The organism is Ancylobacter sp. G4_0304 (assembly GCF_047501495.1).
Classification (GTDB): domain Bacteria; phylum Pseudomonadota; class Alphaproteobacteria; order Rhizobiales; family Xanthobacteraceae; genus Ancylobacter.
This window is the reverse complement of record NZ_JAZDRM010000088.1, coordinates 1-241: the sequence shown is the minus strand read 5'-3', so window position 1 is coordinate 241 and position 241 is coordinate 1. Positions and strand designations below refer to the sequence as shown.

Below are 241 nucleotides of genomic sequence, written 5' to 3'. Positions count from 1 at the left end.
ACCCCTATCGCTGAGCCCTGCCCTCCGGCATCCGGCCTCGCCACTTCACGGCGGCGGGGCCATTCCTGAAGGTCCGGCCGCGCGCCGGGCCCGAGCCCTGTGCCGTGGCCGGTACGCCGGCCGCGTGGTCGAAGCCTTCAAGAAATACGACGAGACCATGCAGAAGGCCGGCTACCCCTATCGCTGAGCCCTGCCCTCCGGCATCCGGCCTCGCCACTTCACGGCGGCGGGGCCATTCCTG

The 241-nt window shown here is 71.4% G+C and carries 1 protein-coding gene; it reads left to right on the top strand.

Features of this window, described 5'->3' with window-relative positions:
* Positions 1 to 187, top strand: a 187-nt coding sequence (locus tag VRZ77_RS21740) for a hypothetical protein (protein WP_414594647.1), incomplete at its 5' end; no start/stop codon positions are given.
* Between the last annotated feature and the right edge of the window lie 54 nt (positions 188 to 241).